Here is a 16,772-nt window from a genome sequence, read left to right as displayed (position 1 = left end):
CGGCCGGAACAGCCGGGCCGCCGCGTTCACGGCCCGGGAGGTGATGCGGGTGCGGGGTCGAGCCGAGGGCCCGACCCCGCACCTGTCAGCAGGTTGCGCTCAGACTAGCGCTACCGGTCAGTTCGCGTAACCGGCCTGGATGTTCTTCAGAACCTCGTCGGTGGACTTGCCGTCGACCCAGTCGACCATGCCCTTCCAGAACGAGCCCGAACCGACCGTCGACGGCATCAGGTCGGATGCGTCGAAGCGGAAGGTCGTGCTGTCGGCCTGCATGATGTCCATGGCCTCCTTGAGGAACGGGCTCGACGCGAGGCTCGAGTCCGCCTTCTTGTTGGCCGAGAGCACACCACCGAGCTTGACGCGAGCGTCCGCGAACTCGGGGGATGCCATGAACTCGAGCACCTTGACCGTGGACGGGTCGGTGTTGAAGCCGGCGACGAACTCGCCACCACCCTCGACGCTCAACTCGCCCTCCTTCATGCCCGGCATCAGGAACGCGTAGACATCACCGTCGGGAGCGACCTTCGGGGTCTCGCCCGCGGCGTTCTTCACGTCGAGGAAGTTCGCCGAGAGGAACGAGGCCTGGTGGGTCAGCGCGCAGGTGCCGTCGGCGACCTTCGCCGCCACGTCGCCGAATGCCGTGGAGTTGATGCTCTTCACGTCACCGAAGCCGGCGTTGACGTAATCGGGGTTCAGGATGATCGATCCGACCGCGTCGAACGCGTCCTTGATCTCGGGGTCGGTGAACTTCACGTCGCCGGAGACCCACTTGTCGTAGACCTCCGGGCCGGACTGGCGCAGGACGAGGTCCTCGATCCAGTCGGTACCCGGCCAGCCGGACGCGTCGCCGGAGGCGAAGCCGACGCACCAGGGCGCCTGACTCGACTTCTGCTTGATGGTGTCCGTGAGCGCGATCATGTCGTCCCAGGTCTTGGGAACCTCGACACCCCACTCCTTGAACTTCGCCGGCGAGTACCAGATGTAGCCCTTGAGGTTCGCGAGCATCGGCGCCGAGTAGAAGGTGCCGTCGAACGTGCCGTAGTTCTTCCAGTCCTTCGACCAGTTCTCGTCGACCGCCTTCGAGACGGCATCCGGTGCTGCCTCGACCTTGCCGGTCTCGACGAGCGTCTTCAGCAGGCCGGGCTGCGGGACGATCGCGATGTCGGGGGCGTCACCACCGGTCACCTTCGTGACGATGTTGCCCTCGAAGCCCTTGTCACCGGTGTACTCGACCTTGATTCCGGTGTCCTTGGTGAACTGATCGAACGACTTGTTGAGGTCGGTGGCCTCAGAGCCGGTGATGCCGCCGGAGATGCGGACGGTCGACTTGCCGTCGGAACCGCCGTTTCCGCCGCCGGGCGCTGCCTCCGCACAACCGGTCAGGGCGATCGCAGCCGCACTGACCAGGGCGAGGGGAGCAAGCAGGCGGTATCGCTGTGACAGAGCCATGTGTTTTCTCCTCTTCGGGTGGATCACGGACCTCATTGACTGCGATCTCCGCAGCATGTGAGGAACCGATTCCAGGACAACCTACTTGCCCTGGGCACCCCCACACAACGCCACGCAGCAACATCTGCACAACCGTTGTGGAGACGTGATGCGATTCGTGGGAGCGCTCCCAGATAGTATCGTGTGGAACCGGTTCCCTTCGACTTCGGACCCCGCTACGCTGTCGATTGCCCACACCGGAGGAATGATGACCACGATCGCCGATGTCGCCGCGCGCGCCGGCGTGTCCAAAGCCACAGCCAGTCGCGCGCTGAGTGGCGGCGGCTATGTCGCCGAAGACACCCGGGAGCGCGTACGGGCGGCCGCGGCCGAGCTCTCCTACGTCGCGCACTCCTCGGCCATGAGTCTCGCCACCGGACGATCGCTGTCGGTCGGCGTCATCATGCCCTCCCTGCACCGGTGGTACTTCGCGGAGCTGCTCAGCGGCATCCAGGAGGGCCTGCTGGCGTCCGGCCACGACCTGGTCCTCTACGGCGTGCAGGAGGAGTCCGCCGAGCGCGCCAGGCTCTTCGAGGAGGTGCTGCCAGGGCGGCGCCTGGACGGCATCATCGGCGTCGGCATCCAGCCACTGGCCGCCGAACTGGAGCGTCTGGTGCACGTGGGCTCGCCGCTCGTGTGCGTGGGCGCCTACAGCCAGGGAGTCAGCGCCGTCTCGATCGACGACGAGGCTGCCGCCCGCATCGCCACCGAGCACCTCATCGACCTCGGGCATCACGACATCGCCTTCCTCGGCGGCCGGGAGGATGCCGCCACGCACGCCTTCGGCGACGGTCTGCGCCACGCCGGGTACCGTGCGGCGATGACGAGCGCCGGTCTCGGGGCGCACATCCGCCACGCGCATGGCAGCCCCACCATCCCGGGCGGATACGCGGCGGGGGTGCGGATGCTGGGAGACCGTCAGAATCGGCCGACGGCCTTCGTCGCGGTGTGCGACGAGGCCGCGATCGGCGGCATTGTGGCAGCGCGCAGATTGGGCCTGTCCGTGCCGTCGGAGCTCAGCATCGTCGGCATCGACGACCACGAGCAGGCGGAGATGTTCACCCTGACCACGGTGAGGCAGCAACCGCGCGCGCAGGGGCTGGCCGCCGTGCAGCTGTTGATGAGGCGGATGGCCGCGCCGGATGCCCCGCCCGCGCGCGAGGTGCTGCCGTCGGCGCTGGTGATGCGCGCCTCCACGGCGGTGCCGCGGGCTTAGCGACGACGGACGCCGGGCGCCCGGGACAGCAGAAGGCCCCGGGACGGATCCCGGGGCCTTCTGTACGCGATGACGCGTGGATTACTTGAGGGTCACCGAAGCGCCAGCGGCCTCGAGGACCTCCTTGGCCTTCTCTGCGGCCTCCTTGTTGGCGCCCTCGAGGACGGCCTTGGGAGCACCGTCGACGACGGCCTTGGCCTCGCCGAGGCCCAGCGAGGTGAGCTCGCGGACGGCCTTGATGACCTGGATCTTCTTCTCGCCGGCAGCCTCGAGGATGACGTCGAACGAGTCCTTCTCCTCCTCGGCCTCAGCGGCACCTGCACCAGCGGCGCCGGCAACGGCGACGGGGGCGGCAGCGGTGACGTCGAACTTCTCCTCGAACGCCTTCACGAACTCGCTGAGCTCGACAAGGGTCAGGCCGGAGAACTGCTCAAGCAGTTCCTCAGTGGTGAGCTTCGCCATGATTTATCTCCTAATGAATGGGGTTTGTTGAGAAAGAACGCCGGTCGCTCACGCGGCCTCGGCGGTCTCCAGCTTTTCGCGAAGTGCGTCGATGGTCGCGGCAGCCTTGCCCATCGTCGCCTTCATCATGCCCGCAGCCTTCGCCAGCAGAACCTCACGGCTCTCGAGCGAGGCGTACTTGTCGACCTCGTCGGCGTCGAGGGTCTTGCCCTCGAAGACGCCGCCCTTGATCACGAGAAGCGGGTTGGCCTTGGCGAAGTCACGCATAGCCTTGGCAGTGGCGACGAAGTCACCGTGCACGAACGCGACGGCCGACGGACCCTTGAGGTCGTCGTCCAGCGTCGTGATCCCCGCGTTGTTCGCGGCGATCTTGGTCAGCGTGTTCTTCACCACGGCGTATTCCGCGTCCTGACGGATGTCGTTGCGCAGCTGCTTGAGCTGGGCAACCGTCAGACCGCGGTACTCGGTCAGCAGGACGGCGTTCGAGCTCTCGAATGACTTCGTGAGCTCGGCAACCGTTGCATCCTTCTGCGCCATGGTCACTCCTTACGTGTACGGATGCCACGCGGCTGCGTGACATCGACGTGGACCACCCACCACGGCAACAAAAAAGCTCCGGCGCAAGCGCACGGAGCAAGTTTTCTCAGGAGAAAGTCTCTATGACACCTGCGCGGGCCCCTGCTGAGCAGTGCTTCGATCGTCATGCTCGCACACGACGACGACCGGCGGTCTTCGGTTGCCCCCACTCTACGGCATCCCCCCGCGACTCCCAAATCCTCCTACCCATCCCGTCGAGAGCACGACATCTCGCCGAAAGCACGGCTTGTTCGCGTGAAGCTTCCGTGCGCTCGGCGAGGTCCCGTGCTCTCAGCGGGAAGCGTGGCAGAGAAGTGCGCTCAGGGAGGGGTGATGTGGAAGGCGGCAAGACGCGTGGCCAGGTCCGGAGCCGTGCGGATGTGGGTGGAACCCCAGCGCGCAAAAGGACGACGGGTGGTGCCGCGGATCCAGTCCTCGCGCTCCTTCTCATCGAGCATGACCTGTTCGATCGTCTTGCCGGATCGCATCGCCACGTCGAGGTACTTGCCCTTGCCGTCGAACTCACCGAAAGCATGCGCATCATCCAGGCCGAAGTCGACGAAGTACATCGCTCCCGCCGGCCCCGGAACGGGAACCTGCAACTCCGGCGGGGCGAAGCCGAGTCGGCGCAGCTGCAGCCTGCTGACGCTCTCGCCCGGCAACTGCGCGCGTCCGTCCGCGAAGTCCGCCACCCATCGTGCCTGTCTGACGCCACGCGCACCCACCGCACCATCAAGACGCTGCTGCAGGCCAGCTCGCCACGACTCGATCGCATCGAGATCCCATTCCCGGATGCGCTCTCCCATCAGCCGCTCGGCAGCATCAGCCACGGCGACGGATGCTTCGAGCGGCAACGTCCGACACAGATCGAACACCGTGCGGGCGAGGCTCGTGCAGCGGATGCCGTCGATGACGACCACATCCTCGGCCGGGAGCGGGGCGACGTGACGCAGGACGTCGGGTGCGCTGGAGATCCGACGCGGAACGTCGGTGGTCATGTGCACTCTGGTGAACTCGATGCGATAGAACGGCAGTCGCCAGAGCACGCCCGCCGATGTGTGCGACATGGGCGCACCAGTCTCGGAGTCGCGCGCGACGGCGATGACCCGCGTGCGATGCTGCTGCTCCGGCGTCAGCCTGCGATACTCCTCCGCATCGATGTACCAGCCGCGCCTCATATGTATCATGGCTTTCCCCCGGACGGCCGCGGCGATCGCGCGATCGGTCCAGCCGTTGAGGATGAGGTCCTCCCGGGAGCGCACGAGGTGCTCGAGGTGAGGTGAGGAGCCGATGCTGGAGTGCAGGCGCGTGTCCGAGTCGATGAGCATGCCCCATGCTCCGTCGCAACTGCATCCCCGACATCCCCGATTCCCACGATCTGTGCACAACCCGCCGCCTCCCCGAATTGTGCAGGCCGATTCAGCATCCGCTGTCCCCGCCCCGCCCCGCCCACCCCAGACCCACGCCTGATTCGTCGACGGCACCACATCTCGCCGAGTGCACGGCTTATTCGCGTGAACTTTCCGTGTACTCGGCGAGGTCCCGTGCTCTCGACGGAGAGGGAGTGGTGCCCGGCGGATGCTGGGGAGCGGCGTGTGCGGGGTGGGTCGGGGCGCTGCGGGGTTAGGGTCGAAGGGTGACCCCGGAACTGGCAGCGCGCATCATCGCGGACTCCAGCGACCGGGTCGCATGGCTTCGCGCTCGCGCCCGCGGGATCACCGCGACGGACGTCGCCGGGCTGTCGGGTGAGTCGTCCATCGCACGGGCGGCGGATGCCAAGCTCGGGCACGGTCCGCGCTTCGGCGGCAACGCATACACCGACCACGGGCGGCGCCGCGAGCCCGAGATCGCCGCCTGGGTGGCCGCGACCCACGGCATCCTCCCCTCTTCCGCACTGTTCTGCGCCGAGGTCGAGAAGCGCCACCTCGCCACACCCGACGGCGTGTGCGTCGACGACAGCGGCCACGTCCTTCTCGCCGAGATCAAGACGACCAACAAGTCCTGGCGGACGATCCCCCGCACCTATCTGCGTCAGGTCTGGTGGCAGCAGCACGTGCTCGGCGCCGAGCGCACCCTGTTCGTCTGGGAGGAGCACGTCGACTTCCAGCCGATCCACGACGAGCCCAAGAGCGTGTGGATCGACCGCGATGACAAGCAGATCGGCCGGCTGGTGGGCCTGGCCAACCGCCTGATCGACGAGCTCTACCACCGCACCACCGGCGAGCAGCCGCCGTCCCGCGGCCCCCTCGCACCCGGCGGACGCACTTCGCTGCGCGAGCGCGACATGTTCCGCGCGCTGGCGCTCTCGGACTGACTCCCGCCGCTCGACGCCGACTGCACGGCATCTCGCCGACTGCACGGCTTGTTCGCGCGAAGGTCCCGTACTCTCGGCGAGGTCCCGTGCTCTCGACGGGCGTGGGTGGGGGGGGTAGGACGTGGGGTCAGAGCGGCGCGAGCACGCCGCGGGCCTCGGAGGCCACCTCGTCGGCGATGGCGTCCAGCAGCGGCGAGCGCAGATTCCACTGCTGCCAGTACAGCGGCACCCGGGTCGGCGGACCGCCCAGATCGATCAGCTCGTCCGTGGCCTGCGGCACGGGGATGAGCCCCCAACCGAGCCCCAGCCGCACCGCGAGCGAGAAGTCATGGGATGCCGGCACGTAGTGCCGCGGCACCGCCCAGGGGTCCACGCCCCTGCCGCGCAGCCAGTCGTGCTGCAGGGTGTCCCGCCTGTCGAAATCCACGAACGGCGCGACGCGCAGCGCATCCTCGGTGACGCCCGAGCCGAACCAGCGCTCCATGTAGTCAGACGCTGCCATCGGCCGGTACTCGAGCACCCCGAGTGGTGTGACCAGGCTGCCGCCGACGGGCTCCGACTCGCTCGTCACCGCCGCCATCACCTCCCCCGACTCGAGGAGGCGCGCGGTGTAGTTCTGATCGTCGCGGTGCAGATCGACGTCGACCGGATGCTGCCGCGCCACGCGCGCGATGGGCGCGAGGAACCAGGTGGCCATGGAGTCGGCGTTGACGGCGAGAGGAACGCGGATGCGACGCGCCGTGCCGTCGGCATCGCCCAGGCCGAACGCGGCGACCGCGTCGTGCTCGAGCAGCTCCACCTGACGTGCCAGTCGCACCAGCGCCTCGCCGGCTTCCGTGGCCCGCACCGGGCGGGAGCGCACCACGACGACCCGGCCGAGCTGCTGCTCCACCGCTTTGATGCGCTGGCTCACCGCAGACGGGGTGATGTGCAGCCGGCGCGCCGCGGCGTCGAAGCTGCCCTCGTCGACGGCTGCGGCGACGGTGGCGGCGAGCTGGGCGTCGATCTTCACATAAGCCATGCTAATGCTGATGCAGTTATCATCGCTGGCTCTCATGACTGTCGGGCTCTAGCGTGGATGCCATGCTCACCTTCCTCGCCGGCCTCGGCCTCGGCCTCTCGCTCATCGTCGCGATCGGCGCGCAGAACGTGTTCGTGCTGCGACAGGGTCTGCGGCGCGAGCACGTGCTGCCGGTCGTGGTGATCTGCGCCCTCTCCGACGCCGTCCTCATCCTCGTGGGCGTCGCCGGGCTCGGGTTCCTCGTCGAACGCGCGCCGTGGCTCATCGTGGCCGCGCGCTGGGCGGGCGCGCTCTTCCTCCTGGGCTACGGCCTGCTGGCGGCCCGGCGCGCCTGGCGCGGGGAGGATGCGCTTCGCGTCGACGACACGACGCGGACCGGTGCACCGGTCCGCAATGACGCGTCGGCACGCGCCACCGGCACCCTGACCGACGTCGCCCCGACGACCCGTCTCGTGCCCGTCATCGCCACGACACTCGCCCTGACCTGGCTCAACCCGCACGTGTATCTCGACACCGTGCTCATGCTCGGATCCGTCGCCGCCACGCACGGAGACGCACGCTGGCTCTTCGCCGCGGGCGCCGTGCTCGCCAGCTGCCTGTGGTTCGCCGGCCTCGGCTTCGGCGCCCGGCATCTCGGGCGCTGGCTGCGCACGCCGCGAGCCTGGCGGATCCTCGACGCGGGCATCGCGATCGTCATGATCGGGCTCGCCGTGGGGCTGGTACTCCCGGTCCTCACGGCATAGCGCCCGCGCGACTCAGCGTCCGCCCGGCTTCGGCATCCGCCCGACTTCGGCATCCGCCCGACTTCGGCATCCGCCCGACTTCGGCATCCGCCCGGCTTCGGCATCCGCCCGGCTTCGGCATCCGCCCGGCTTCGGCCTCCGCACTACTCGGGCCCCGCGCGAGTCAGGCTCCGTCGAGCGGGCGCAGGATCCTGGTCAGGAACCGCTGCGTGCGCTCCTCGCGCGGAGCGCTGAACATCTGGGCCGGCACGCCCTCCTCGACGACGACACCGTCGTCCATGAAGAGCACCCGGTCAGCGGCCTCGCGCGCGAAGCTGAGCTCGTGCGTGACGACCACCATGCTCCATCCCTCGTCGGCGAGCTCCTTGATCACCATGAGCACGTCGCCGACCAGTTCCGGGTCCAGCGCGCTGGTGGGCTCGTCGAAAAGGAGCAGATCGGGGTGGAGGGCGAGCGCGCGGACGATTCCCACGCGCTGCTGCTGGCCGCCGGAGAGCTCGTGCGGACGGGCGTTCTCCCTGCCGTCGAGTCCGACGCGGGCGAGCAGCGACCTGGCCTCGTCGACGACCTCGTCCTTGGGCCGTCCCTGCACGCGCCATGGCCCTTCGATCACGTTCTCGAGCACGGAGAAATGCGGGAAGAGGTTGTGGTTCTGGAAGACCATCGCCGAGCGGTCGCGGAGCGCGAAGCGCTGCTTCTGCGTCACGGACGCGGAGAAGTCGATCTCCGGGCCGCCGTCGAGCACGATGGATCCGCCGTCGGGCGTCTCCAGGCCGTTGAGCGAGCGCAGCACCGTCGTCTTGCCCGAGCCGCTCGGTCCGATCAGCACGACCACCTCGCCGCGATGCAGGGTGAGGTCGATGCCGCGCAGCACCTCGTGCGCGCCGAAGCTCTTGTGCAGCTGCGTGGCGGTCAGGAGCCGGGTGGGTTCAGTGGGCGACATGGCGATCGAGCCTTCTCTCCAGGGCGCTCTGCCCCATCGCGAGCACGAGGCAGATCACCCAGTAGACCAGGGCGGCGGTGAGGTACACGACCATCACCTGATACGACGACGCCGCGATCTGCTCCGCGCGTCGGAACAGCTCCGTCACGAGGATCGTGGAGGCCAGCGAGGTGTCCTTCACCAGCGAGATGAACGTGTTCGACAGTGGAGGCACCGACACCCGTGCCGCCTGAGGCAGGATGACGCGGGTCAACGTGTGGGTGCGGCTCATGCCCACGGTGTAGGCGGCCTCCCACTGCCCCTTGGGCACCGAGAGGATCGCCGCACGCACGATCTCGGCTCCGTACCCGCCGACGTTCAGCGAGAGCGCCACGATCGCGCTCGGCCACGGGTCGATGACGATGCCCAGTGCAGGCATCCCGTAGAAGATCACGAACAGCTGCACGAGCAGTGGCGTGCCGCGGATGACCGAGATGTAGAACCGCGCGATCCCGGATACCACCGGCCGCATGGAGATCCGCATCAGCGCGATGACGATCGCGATGACGAGGCCAACGGCGAAGGAGGCGAGCGCGAGCGGGATGGTGCCCAGCAGGCCCCCGAGCGCGATCGGCCCGAGTGAGTTCAGGAAGAGCTGCCAGGCGTCCATCGAGGAGTCACCTTACTCCGTGACGTCTTACTCGGTGACGTCGTCGCCGAAGTACTTGTCGCTGATCTTCGCGAGCGTGCCGTCGGCACGCAGCTCGTCCAGCGCTCCGTCGATCGCCGTGACCAGGGCCGTCCTGCCCTTGGCGAACGCGAAGGCCTGCTTGCCGGCATCCTCGGTCTCAGCCGCGATCTTCAGGCCGGTCGGGCCGTCGGTCTTCTCGTAGTCGAGGAAGGTGAGCTTGTCGTTGACGGTCGCGTCCACGCGACCCTGACGCAGCAGGGCGACGGCCTGCGCCCAGCCTTCGACGCCCTCGACCTTCGCGCCGGACTGCACGGCGAGATCGTTCCAGTTGCTCGTCAGCGACTGCGCGGTCGTCTTGCCCTTGAGGTCGGCGAAGGAGCTGATCGAGTCGTCCTTCGCGTCGACGACGATGACGCCCGGCGAGACCGTGTACGGCTCGCTGAAGAGGTACTTCGCGGAGCGCTCGTCGTTGATCGTCACCTGGTTGGCGATCACGTCGAAGCGGCCGGCGTCGAGGCCGGCGAAGATGGCATCCCACTGCGTCTCCTGGAACTCGACCTTCAGATCGAGCTTCTCGGCGACCGCCGTGATGATGTCCACGTCGAACCCGGTGAGGTCTCCCGTGCCGCCGTCGGCGTGGAAGCTGAAGGGGCGGTAGGTGCCCTCGGTCGCGACGGTCAGCGTGCCGTCCTTGACCAGCCCGTAGTCGGGGCCGGAGCTGCTGCCGGTCTGGGCCGGAGTGCTGGAGGCGGAGCAGGCGGTGAGCGCGGATGCGGCGATCACGATGGCTGCGACGGTGAGGAGACGACGGGACATGACGGGGTGACCCTCCTGGGGTGGATTCGGGATGCTCGGGGTGAGAGCGGGGCGCACGCAGCCGCGCTGCGGCGCCTTCTTCACAGTACGCTCGGCGGCTGCGTATCGGCCTCGCGTGACGCCGGATGACGCTCCGTCGGCAAGGTGGATGCGGACGCGAAGAGGCCCCCGCCGGAGCGGGGGCCTCTTCGTGAGTCAGCCTCAGATGGTGTTGACGTCCAGCGGGATGCCGGGGCCGAATGTGGTCGACACGACACCCTTCTGGATGTAACGGCCCTTCGAGCTCGACGGCTTCAGGCGCACGATCTCCTCGAGAGCGGCCGAGATGTTCTCGTCCAGCTGCTCGGACGAGAACGATGCCTTGCCGACGATGAAGTGCACGTTGGCGTGCTTGTCGACGCGGAACTCGATCTTTCCGCCCTTGATCTCCTCGACGGCCTTGGCCGGGTTCGGAGTCACGGTGCCGGTCTTCGGGTTCGGCATCAGACCGCGCGGGCCGAGCACCTTGCCGAGACGACCGACCTGGCCCATGAGCTCAGGGGTCGAGACGGCTGCGTCGAAGTCGGTCCAGCCGCCGGCGACCTTCTCGATCAGCTCGGTGCTGCCGACCTCGTCGGCGCCTGCGGCGATGGCGGCCTCAGCAGCCGGGCCGTTGGCGAAGACGATGACGCGGGCGGTCTTGCCCGTGCCGTGCGGCAGCATGACGGTGCCGCGCACCATCTGGTCTGCCTTGCGGGGGTCGACGGCGAGCTTCAGCGCGACCTCGACGGTCGAGTCGAACTTCGCCGACCCGGTCTCCTTCGCGAGGGCGACTGCCTCGGTCGGGGTGTAGAAACGGTCTGCCTCGATCTTCGCGACGGCAGCCTGGTATGCCTTGGACTTGGTAGCCATTGTTATCTCCCTCAGCCCTCGACCGTGATGCCCATGGAACGGGCGGTTCCGGCGATGATCTTCGACGCGGCGTCGATGTCGTTCGCGTTCAGGTCGGCCTGCTTCTGCTCGGCGATCTGACGGACCTGCTCGGCCGTGATCTTCGCGACCTTGACGGTGTGCGGGGTGGCGGAGCCCTTGGGCACGCCAGCCGCCTTCTTGATCAGCTCTGCTGCCGGCGGGGTCTTCAGGATGAACGTGAAGCTGCGGTCCTCGTAGACGGTGATCTCGACGGGGATGACGTTGCCGCGCTGCGACTCGGTCGCCGCGTTGTACGCCTTGCAGAACTCCATGATGTTGACGCCGTGCTGACCGAGCGCGGGGCCGATCGGCGGCGCCGGGTTGGCTGCACCGGCGTTGATCTGGAGCTTGATCAGGCCGGTCACCTTCTTCTTGGGTGCCATTCTCTTTCCTTTCATCGAGCTGCGCTGGCCCTTCGACAGGCTCAGCGCTCTCTCCCGCTTCCTCGGCATCTCCGAGGCGCGGTGCGGTTCGTGCTCGCGCACAAACCAGCCAAGTCTACCTGATCGGATCCGATGCCGGGACCGGCATCCACCCGGGCAGAGCAGAACGGCCGCCCCGGATGGGACGGCCGTTCTGCAGACGCGGAAGCGTCAGAGCATCTTGGTGACCTGCTCGAACGACAGCTCGACCGGGGTCTCGCGCTCGAAGAGCGAGACGAGCACGGTGAGCTTGCCGCTGGCGGGGTTGATCTCGCTGATCGTGCCGGGAAGACCCGCGAACGAGCCTTCCTTGATGGTGATGGTCTCGCCGACCTCGAAGTCGATCTCCGCGGCCATCGGACGGGCGACGGCGACGCCGCCCTTGGCGGCGATGGACTTCGCGGTGGGGACGTCCTTGACCTCGACGAGCGCCTTCAGCATGTTGAAGGCCTCTTCGAAGCGCAGCGGGGTCGGGTTGTGGGCGTTGCCCACGAAGCCGGTGACACCCGGGGTGTGGCGCACGACGGACCAGGTGTCCTCGTTGAGCTCCATGCGCACGAGCACGTAGCCCGGGATGCGCACGCGGGTGACCATCTTGCGCTGGCCGTTCTTGATCTCGACGACGTCCTCCATCGGGACCTCGATCTGGTAGATCTCGTCCTCGACCTCGAGCGTCGACTTGCGCTGCTCGATGTTGGCCTTCACCTTGCGCTCGAAACCGGCGTAGGAGTGGATGACGTACCACTTGCCGGGGAGCATCCGCAGGTCCATCCGGAAGGCCTCGTACGGGTCCTCCTCGGCAGGCTCCTCATCGGCGGAGACCTCATCGGCGGATGCCTCGTCCGTGGCGTCCGCATCCGCGGGAGCCTCGTCGGCATCCGCGTCCTCGTCCTGCTCTTCAGCAGCTCCGACGTCGGGACCGTCGTAGGGGGTCACTTCTTCTGCTGCGGCAGCCTGTGCCTCGGCGGTGTCTTCCGCCACAGCGTCGTTGAGGACCTCGGCGGCTGCCTCTGACTCAGCCGCTTCGTCCAGGTTGAGAGCGTCGTTCACGATCGCGTCCGCCTCCGGGTCTTCGATGTCGATGTCGTTCGTGTCGTCTGCATACTCTTCTTCAGAGCCGTCCTCGTCCTCGACGTGCAGGGCGACGTGCTCGGCCGAAGCGGCCGACCTCTCCTGCTCGGCGAGGATGCTGCCCTCCTGGGCCTCATCCTCTTCGCTGGACTGCTCAGCGGCGGTCGCCCAGTCTGCGTCGTCGGAATATCGTTCAGACACGTTGATTCTTTCCGTTCACTGCGACCGTCAGTCGCGGGTGCGTCAGCTGCCGGGAACCCCGAACACGAGGTGGCTCACGTAGCCGAAGAGCGAGTCGAGGCCGTATACCAGGGCCATCACGATCACCACGAACACCAGTACAACGACGGTGAACTTGATGAGCTCCTTGCGGGTCGGCGTGATGACCTTGCGCAGTTCGCTGATCACCTGACGGAGGAACAGCACGATGCGACCGAAGAAGCCCAGCTGCTTGTCACGCAGGGAGTACGATCCTGCTGCGACGATATCGCCGCGAACGTCGTCCTGATCCATCGTGCAAGCACCTTTCGTGAGTCAGCTTGTGCGCTGACGCGCAGGGCGGACAGGAATCGAACCTGCAACCTGCGGTTTTGGAGACCGCTGCTCTGCCAATTGAGCTACCGCCCTAGAGACCGGATGGCCTCTGGGTCCGCATTCCATCGCGCCGGTGAAGGCACAGTGAATGATGCAGACAACTGCCCCTCAAGTGTACGGCATCCGATCCCTCCGGCCGAACCGAGCCGACTCCCGCGTGAGTCGCGGGCGTCGATCCGCCCCCGAACAGAAGCACTCAGAAGAGCTGTCGCCAGTTCGCGCGCGCCAGATCGAGCAGCTCGTCCCCACGCCCGGACATCACCGTGCGGATGGCGTAGAGCGCGAAGCCCTTCACCTGCTCGGCGCTGATCGACGGCGGCATCGACAGCTCCTGACGCTCGGTGACGACATCGAGCAGCGCCGGGCCGTCGTGCGCGAGCACCTCGGCCACGGCATCCAGCAGATCCTCCGAGCGCTCCACGCGACGGGCGAAGATGCCGAGAGCCTGAGCGACCGCGGCGAAGTCGGGGTTGTGCAGATCCGTGCCGTAGGTGACGAAGCCGGCGGCCTTCATCTCCAGCTCGACGAAGTTGAGCGAGGAGTTGTTCACGACGATGGTCTTCACCGGCAGTTTGTTCTGGGTGATCGTGATGAGCTCGCCGAGCATCATCGCCAGTCCCCCGTCGCCGGCCAGGGCGATCACCTGCTGATCAGGACGCGCCACCTGCGCACCGATCGCGTGCATGATCGCGTTGGCCATCGAGCCGTGGTTGAAGGAGCCGATCAGGCGGCGCTTCTCAGTCATGGTGAAGTAGCGCGCGGCCCACACGGTGGGAGAGCCGACATCGGCCGTGAAGATCGCGTCGGATGCTGCGGCCTCGTCGATCAGCCGCGCGAGGTACTGCGGATGGATGGGCGCCCTGCCGCGTGCCTTCACCGCGAGGTCGTCGAGCTTCGCTCGAGTCTTCCGGTAGTGCTGGGTGGCGTCGTCGAGGTGGGAGCGGTCGGACTTCTCCTGGAGCCGCGGCAGCAGGGCATCCGCCGTCGCCCTCACATCGCCGACCAGCCCGAGGTCGAGCGGATGCCGCTTGCCGAGCTGCTCGCCGCGGATGTCGACCTGGATCGTCGTCGCGCCGTCGGGGTAGAACTGCGTGTACGGGAAGTCGGAGCCGAGGATGAGCAGGGTGTCCGCGTCGTCCATGGCGCGGAAGCCGGACGCGAAGCCCAGCAGCCCGGTCATGCCGACGTCGAACGGGTTGTCGTATTCGATGTGCTCCTTGCCGCGCAGCGCGTGCACGATGGGCGCGCCGAGTCGGTCGGCGAGGGCGATCACCTCGTCGTGGGCGCCTTCGACACCGGCGCCGGCGAGGATCGTCACCTTCTTCGCGGCGTTCAGAAGGGTCGCCGCCTGTGCGAGCTCGTCGCCGCGCGGGACGATGACCGGGCGGGTGCGCGGGATGACGAGCACGGCGACGCCGCGCTTCTCGATGGCCGCGCGCATGGCGATCTCCATCAGGCGCGGCATCTGCGAGGCGTCGGCGACGTACTCGACGTAGACGCTGGATTCGCGGAACAGCTCCTGCGGATGCGTCTCCTGGAAGTAGCCCGTGCCGATCTCGACCGTGGGGATGTGCGCGGCGATCGCCAGCACGGGCACACGCGAGCGGTTCGCGTCGTAGAGGCCGTTGATCAGATGCAGGTTGCCCGGCCCGCAGGACCCCGCGACGACCGCGAGCTCGCCGGTGAGCGCAGCATCCGCCGCCGCGGCGAACGCCGCCGATTCCTCGTGGCGGACGTGCACCCAGCGGATCGTTCCGTCCTTGCGGAGGGCGTCGGTGAACCCGTTCAGCGAATCGCCCGGGATGCCGTAGACGCGATCGATGCCGTTGGCTCGGAGCGCGTGGACCATGTTCTCAGCAACAGTGACCATGGCTCGAGCCTATGCCTGCCGGTGGTGGGGCGGCGGGGTCTCCTCCGCTGCCGAGCGACCATCGAAACGCCGAGCCACCAAGCAGATCGCGGTGATCTGCCTGGTGGCCTCGCGGATTGCTCAGTGGCTCGCGGAGGAGACTGAGCTCGCCGAGCACGGCCGCCCGCTCAGCCCTTGCGGATGAGCTTCTTGTTCACGAACTCGTCGGCGGCGAGCAGTCCCAGCTCCCGCGAGGTGCCGCTGCGCTTGACACCGCCGAAGGGCAGCTCGGGGCTGTCCGCCAGCACGAGGTTCACGTAGACCATGCCGGCGTCGATGCCGTCCGCCACGCGCTCCGCCTGCTCGGCATCCGTCGTGAAGACGTACGAGCCGAGGCCGAACGAGGTGTCATTCGCGAGTGCGACGGCAGCTTCCTCGTCGGCCACGCGGTAGACGACCGCGGCGGGGCCGAACAGCTCCTCGCGGTACACGTCCATCTCCGGCGTGACGTCGGCGAGCACGGTCGGGGCGAAGAACGTCCCCTGTCGCGTGCCTCCGGTCAGCAGCGTCGCCCCCTGCGCGAGCGCGTGGTCGATCTGATCCTGCAGTCGCGCGGCCGCCTCCTCCGACGAGAGAGGGCCGAGCACGGTCTCCTCTCGCGTAGGGTCCTGCGCCGAGACCGCCGACAGCCCGGCGACGAACTTGGTCGCGAACTCGTCGTACAGGCCGTCGATCACGATGAAGCGCTTCGCGCCGTTGCAGGACTGTCCGTTGTTGTCCAGCCGCGCATCGACCGCGCTCTGCACCACGGCATCCATGTCGTCGGTGGACAGCACGATGAACGGGTCGGACCCGCCCAGCTCCAGCGCCACCTTCTTCAGGTTGCGCCCGGCGACCTCCGCGACAGCCGCACCGGCACGCTCGGAGCCGGTGACCGAGACGCCGTGCACGCGCGCGTCGGCGATGATCGTCGCCGCCTGCTCGTTCGTGGCGTACACGTTGACGTACCCGCCGTCGGGCAGCCCGGCGTCGCGGTAGATCGCCTCGAGTGCCGCAGCAGACTCCGGGCACTGCGGTGCGTGCTTGAGGATGATCGTGTTGCCGATGGCCAGGTTCGGCGCTGCGAAGCGCGCCACCTGGTAGGCCGGGAAGTTCCACGGCATGATCCCGAGCAGCGCGCCCAGCGGGGCGCGGCGCACGACCGCGGTGCCGTCGCCGAGGATGTCCAGCGGCTGGTCGGCGGTGATCTTGTCGATGTTGTCGGCATAGAACTCGATGATGTCGGCGGCGAACTCCACCTCGCCCACGGCCGCGGCGATCGGCTTGCCCATCTCGCGCACGATGATCGCGCCCAGCTCGTCCTTGCGCGAGCGGTGCAGCTCGGCGATGCGGCGGATGATGACCGCACGGTCGGCGGGCGGGGTCGCCGCCCACGTGACAGCAGCGGACGCCGCGCGTGCCACGGCATCCTCGATCTGCGCATCCGTGAAGGTGTCGTACGTGGCGAGGGTCTCGCCGGTGGCCGGGTTGATGACGGCGTAGTCGGTCATGTCGGTTCCTCTCTCAGACCCGTCCATATGGCGCAAACCGCCCGGTTTCGGCGACGAATGGGGCGGTTTGCGCCACATAGACGGGC

The 16,772-nt window shown here is 67.8% G+C and carries 17 protein-coding genes and 1 tRNA gene; 3 read left to right on the top strand and 15 right to left on the bottom strand.

The features are described 5' to 3' along the window. Positions 1-117 precede the first annotated feature (117 nt). The gene (locus tag QF046_RS16385) at positions 118-1,449 is read right to left on the bottom strand and encodes an ABC transporter substrate-binding protein (RefSeq protein WP_307371858.1); all 1,332 of its coding nucleotides are present in this window, start codon (positions 1,447-1,449) and stop codon (positions 118-120) included. 244 nt (positions 1,450-1,693) lie between these two features. Between QF046_RS16385 and QF046_RS16380 the strand changes: the two genes are divergently transcribed. Continuing rightward, positions 1,694-2,704: a LacI family DNA-binding transcriptional regulator gene (locus tag QF046_RS16380; RefSeq protein ID WP_307371855.1), complete on the top strand. Its 1,011-nt coding sequence runs from the start codon at positions 1,694-1,696 to the stop codon at positions 2,702-2,704. An 81-nt stretch (positions 2,705-2,785) separates the two neighbouring features. On the opposite strand, the gene rplL is transcribed toward QF046_RS16380, so the two are convergent. The 3 genes from rplL to QF046_RS16365 form a co-directional block, all read right to left on the bottom strand. After that, the gene (gene rplL, locus QF046_RS16375; protein ID WP_307371853.1) at positions 2,786-3,166 is read right to left on the bottom strand and encodes a 50S ribosomal protein L7/L12; all 381 of its coding nucleotides are present in this window, start codon (positions 3,164-3,166) and stop codon (positions 2,786-2,788) included. A 48-nt stretch (positions 3,167-3,214) separates the two neighbouring features. After that, positions 3,215-3,703 carry a 50S ribosomal protein L10 gene (gene rplJ / locus QF046_RS16370; RefSeq protein ID WP_307371851.1) on the bottom strand — a complete coding sequence of 163 codons (489 nt, stop codon included), beginning with the start codon at positions 3,701-3,703 and terminating at the stop codon, positions 3,215-3,217. Positions 3,704-4,062: 359 nt separating this feature from the next. Next, complete coding sequence (locus QF046_RS16365; protein WP_307371849.1) at positions 4,063-5,070, bottom strand: hypothetical protein; 1,008 nt, start codon at positions 5,068-5,070, stop codon at positions 4,063-4,065. Positions 5,071-5,378: 308 nt separating this feature from the next. On the opposite strand from QF046_RS16365, the gene QF046_RS16360 reads away from it, so the two are divergent. Continuing rightward, on the top strand, positions 5,379-6,056 hold the full coding sequence (locus QF046_RS16360) for a YqaJ viral recombinase family protein (RefSeq protein ID WP_307371847.1): 678 nt from the start codon (positions 5,379-5,381) through the stop codon (positions 6,054-6,056). A 127-nt stretch (positions 6,057-6,183) separates the two neighbouring features. Here the strand turns inward: QF046_RS16360 and QF046_RS16355 are convergent, their stop codons facing one another. Beyond that, positions 6,184-7,068, bottom strand: a complete 885-nt coding sequence (locus QF046_RS16355) for a LysR family transcriptional regulator ArgP (RefSeq protein WP_373425740.1) — start codon at positions 7,066-7,068, stop codon at positions 6,184-6,186. A 71-nt stretch (positions 7,069-7,139) separates the two neighbouring features. Between QF046_RS16355 and QF046_RS16350 the strand changes: the two genes are divergently transcribed. Continuing rightward, the gene (locus QF046_RS16350) at positions 7,140-7,820 is read left to right on the top strand and encodes a LysE/ArgO family amino acid transporter (protein ID WP_307371843.1); all 681 of its coding nucleotides are present in this window, start codon (positions 7,140-7,142) and stop codon (positions 7,818-7,820) included. A gap of 163 nt (positions 7,821-7,983) precedes the next feature. On the opposite strand, the gene QF046_RS16345 is transcribed toward QF046_RS16350, so the two are convergent. From QF046_RS16345 to QF046_RS16300, 10 genes are all read right to left on the bottom strand, one after another. Beyond that, positions 7,984-8,763 carry an amino acid ABC transporter ATP-binding protein gene (locus QF046_RS16345; RefSeq protein WP_307371840.1) on the bottom strand — a complete coding sequence of 260 codons (780 nt, stop codon included), beginning with the start codon at positions 8,761-8,763 and terminating at the stop codon, positions 7,984-7,986. Next, on the bottom strand, positions 8,750-9,412 hold the full coding sequence (locus tag QF046_RS16340) for an amino acid ABC transporter permease (RefSeq protein ID WP_307371837.1): 663 nt from the start codon (positions 9,410-9,412) through the stop codon (positions 8,750-8,752). The genes QF046_RS16345 and QF046_RS16340 overlap by 14 nt, the downstream gene beginning before the upstream one ends. 27 nt (positions 9,413-9,439) lie before the next feature. After that, a complete protein-coding gene (locus QF046_RS16335; RefSeq protein ID WP_307371835.1) occupies positions 9,440-10,249 on the bottom strand; it encodes an amino acid ABC transporter substrate-binding protein in 810 nt (269 codons plus the stop codon). Positions 10,250-10,450: 201 nt separating this feature from the next. Next, the gene (rplA, locus tag QF046_RS16330; protein WP_307371833.1) at positions 10,451-11,140 is read right to left on the bottom strand and encodes a 50S ribosomal protein L1; all 690 of its coding nucleotides are present in this window, start codon (positions 11,138-11,140) and stop codon (positions 10,451-10,453) included. Positions 11,141-11,151: 11 nt separating this feature from the next. Continuing rightward, positions 11,152-11,583 carry a 50S ribosomal protein L11 gene (gene rplK / locus QF046_RS16325; RefSeq protein WP_307371829.1) on the bottom strand — a complete coding sequence of 144 codons (432 nt, stop codon included), beginning with the start codon at positions 11,581-11,583 and terminating at the stop codon, positions 11,152-11,154. Between the two features lie 210 nt (positions 11,584-11,793). Then, the gene (gene nusG / locus QF046_RS16320; RefSeq protein ID WP_307371827.1) at positions 11,794-12,894 is read right to left on the bottom strand and encodes a transcription termination/antitermination protein NusG; all 1,101 of its coding nucleotides are present in this window, start codon (positions 12,892-12,894) and stop codon (positions 11,794-11,796) included. 42 nt (positions 12,895-12,936) lie between these two features. Further along, positions 12,937-13,206 (bottom strand): preprotein translocase subunit SecE, encoded by a 270-nt coding sequence (secE, locus tag QF046_RS16315; RefSeq protein ID WP_307371824.1) that lies wholly within the window; start codon positions 13,204-13,206, stop codon positions 12,937-12,939. A gap of 41 nt (positions 13,207-13,247) precedes the next feature. Next, positions 13,248-13,320: transfer RNA gene (locus tag QF046_RS16310), tRNA-Trp, on the bottom strand. Positions 13,321-13,483: 163 nt separating this feature from the next. After that, positions 13,484-15,157, bottom strand: coding sequence for a ubiquinone-dependent pyruvate dehydrogenase (gene poxB, locus QF046_RS16305; protein WP_307371823.1), 1,674 nt, complete (start codon positions 15,155-15,157; stop codon positions 13,484-13,486). Positions 15,158-15,324: 167 nt separating this feature from the next. Further along, positions 15,325-16,686 (bottom strand): aldehyde dehydrogenase family protein, encoded by a 1,362-nt coding sequence (locus QF046_RS16300; protein WP_307371822.1) that lies wholly within the window; start codon positions 16,684-16,686, stop codon positions 15,325-15,327. Positions 16,687-16,772 lie beyond the last annotated feature (86 nt).

This window comes from Microbacterium sp. W4I4 (assembly GCF_030816235.1).
GTDB lineage: Bacteria > Actinomycetota > Actinomycetes > Actinomycetales > Microbacteriaceae > Microbacterium.
Note: the sequence above shows the minus strand (reverse complement) of the source record. Positions and strands in the feature narration are given on the sequence as shown.